General features: G+C 64.2%; 3 protein-coding genes. All 3 read right to left on the minus strand.

Annotated features, from left to right (window positions below):
- A partial coding sequence (locus ACIQ2E_RS14280) for a GDP-mannose 4,6-dehydratase (protein ID WP_398331987.1) occupies positions 1-337 on the minus strand: 337 nt, incomplete at its 3' end.
- Positions 337-1,308, minus strand: coding sequence for a GDP-L-fucose synthase family protein (locus tag ACIQ2E_RS14285; RefSeq protein WP_398331990.1), 972 nt, complete (start codon positions 1,306-1,308; stop codon positions 337-339). The genes ACIQ2E_RS14280 and ACIQ2E_RS14285, both read right to left, overlap by 1 nt.
- Entirely contained in the window at positions 1,305-2,468 is a 1,164-nt protein-coding gene (gene gmd, locus ACIQ2E_RS14290) for a GDP-mannose 4,6-dehydratase (RefSeq protein WP_398331993.1), read from the minus strand. Before gmd ends, ACIQ2E_RS14285 begins: the two co-directional genes overlap by 4 nt.
- Between the last annotated feature and the right edge of the window lie 137 nt (positions 2,469-2,605).

Here is a 2,605-nt window from a genome sequence, read left to right on the forward strand (position 1 = left end):
GTGCCCCCACGCGCCGGGCCAGGCCCAACATGTTGTAGGTGCCCAGAAAGCTGGTTTTGGCCGTTTTGATCGGGTTGTGCTGGTAGTGCACCGGCGATGCGGGGCAAGCCAGATGCCAGATCCGGTCCACCTCCAAGCGGATCGGATCGGTCACATCGTGGCGGATCAGCTCAAAGCGTGGGTGGCCTAGCCACGGAGCGATGTTGCTCTTGCGGCCGGTGAAGTAGTTGTCCAGGCAAATCACCTCCTCTCCGGCCTGCATCAACCGGTCCACCAGGTGCGAACCCACGAAGCCGGCACCACCGGTAACCAGATTTCGGGCGACGGAAGCGGGCATCAGAGGCGCACCAACTGCTGATCGAGTTGCTCGCGGAACAAGCGCACCGTGTCGTGCAGCCCCTCCCGCAGGGGGATTCTCGCCCGCCAGCCCAGGGCCGCCAGCCGGCTCACGTCCAGCTGTTTTTTCGGCGTGCCATCCGGCTTGCTGGCATCCCAGGCGATCGTGCCGCGGAAGCCGGTGGCCTCCGCCACCGCCTCAGCCAGCTCCCGAATGGTCAGGTCCACACCCGTGCCCACGTTGAGGTGCTGCAGCTGATCGGCATCCGGCTGCCAGTGCTCCAGGGCAAACACACAGGCCTCCCCCAGATCATCCACGTGCAGGAACTCCCGCAGCGGCGTGCCCGTGCCCCAGCAGGTCACGCTGGCGTCGCCCCGCTCGGCCGCCTCATGGAACCGGCGGATCAACGCGGGCAGCACGTGACTGTTGGTGGGGTGGTAGTTATCGCCTGGCCCATACAAGTTGGTGGGCATCAGGCTGATGGCATCAAAACTGTGCTGCTGCCGCAGGGCCGCACACAGCTTGATGCCGGTGATCTTGGCGATCGCGTACCACTCGTTCGTGGGCTCGAGCGCCCCGGTGAGCAACGCCTCCTCGCGGATCGGCTGCTCCGCAAGCTTGGGATAAATGCAGCTGCTGCCTAGAAACAGCAGCCGCCGCACACCGCTGCGCCAGGCGGTTTCGATCACGTGGGTCTGGATCTTGAGGTTCTGGAGCAGAAAGTCGGCCGGGTAGGTGGCATTGGCGTGGATGCCCCCCACCTTCGCCGCCGCCAGCACCACCACGCTGGGCCGCTGCTCCGCAAACCAGCGCTCCACGGCCTGCGGGTTCAGCAGGTCAAGCTCGGTACGGCTGGCGGTGAGAATCTGGCTGTAGCCACCGTGTTGCAAAGCCCGGCAGATGGCACTGCCGGCCATGCCGCGATGGCCGGCCACAAAAATGCGGTCTGCAGGGGTGATCAGGGCCCTCATCGCTGGGCAGCCTTCACCGCCTCGGGGTTGGTGGGCGGGTTTTCCATCGAACCCACCACTGCAAAGCCTTTGCGACGCAGGAGAGCTTCTTTGGCCGCCTCTTCCTTGTCTGCGGCCACCATCTCGGCCACCAACTCCTCGAGGGTGGTGGTGGGGGTCCAGCCCAGCGTCTCTCGCGCCTTGGTGGGATCCCCCAGCAGCGTCTCCACCTCCGCCGGACGGAAGTAGCGGGGATCAATGCGCACCACCACGGCTCCAGTGTCGCCGCGAATCCCCGTTTCCTCCAAGCCACTGCCCTGCCACTGCATCGGCCCCCAGCCCAACTGCTGGGCCGTGAGCTCAATAAAACGCCGCACACTCTCCTGACGGCCCGTGGCGATCACAAAATCCTCCGGCTGCTGCTGCTGAAGCATCCGCCATTGCATCTCCACATAGTCGCGGGCATGGCCCCAATCGCGCAGCGAATCCAGGTTGCCCATGAACAGGCACTGATCCAAATCGGCATCAATGCGGGCAAGGCCACGGGTGATCTTGCGGGTCACGAAGGTTTCACCGCGACGCGGTGATTCATGGTTGAACAACACCCCATTGCAGGCATACATGCCGTAGGCCTCGCGGTAGTTCACCGTGATCCAGTAGCCATAGAGCTTGGCCACCGCATAGGGGCTACGGGGATAGAAGGGGGTGGTTTCCTTCTGCGGGATTTCCTGCACAAGGCCATACAACTCACTGGTGCTGGCCTGATAGATGCGCGTTTTCTGGCTGAGCCCCAGCATCCGCACCGCCTCGAGGATCCGCAGGGTGCCGAGGGCATCGCTGTTGGCGGTGTATTCCGGCGCCTCAAAGCTCACCGCCACGTGGCTCTGGGCCCCCAGGTTGTAGATCTCATCGGGCTGCACCTGCTCGATGATGCGGATCAGGTTGGTGCTGTCGGTGAGATCGCCGTAGTGCAGCACCAGCCTCGGATCCGCCTCATGGGGATCCTGATACAGATGATCGATGCGGCTGGTGTTGAAGCTGCTGGCCCGGCGCTTGATGCCATGCACCACATAGCCCTTCTCCAGCAGCAATTCGGCCAGATAGCTGCCGTCCTGTCCCGTGATGCCGGTGATCAGAGCAACGCGCCCGCGGCAATCCACGCTGCTGGGGTTGAAGCTCATCGGGACCATGCTGCTGACGTCCATTACAACCCAGCCCCAGCCCGCAGCTGGCGATAGAGGTGCAGGTGCTGCGCTGCCACCAGCTCGGGAGCAAAGCGACGCAGCGCTGAGGCGGCGGCCATGGGTCTGGAAGCGGT

The organism is Vulcanococcus sp. (assembly GCF_044369115.1).
In the GTDB taxonomy this organism is placed as follows: domain Bacteria; phylum Cyanobacteriota; class Cyanobacteriia; order PCC-6307; family Cyanobiaceae; genus Vulcanococcus.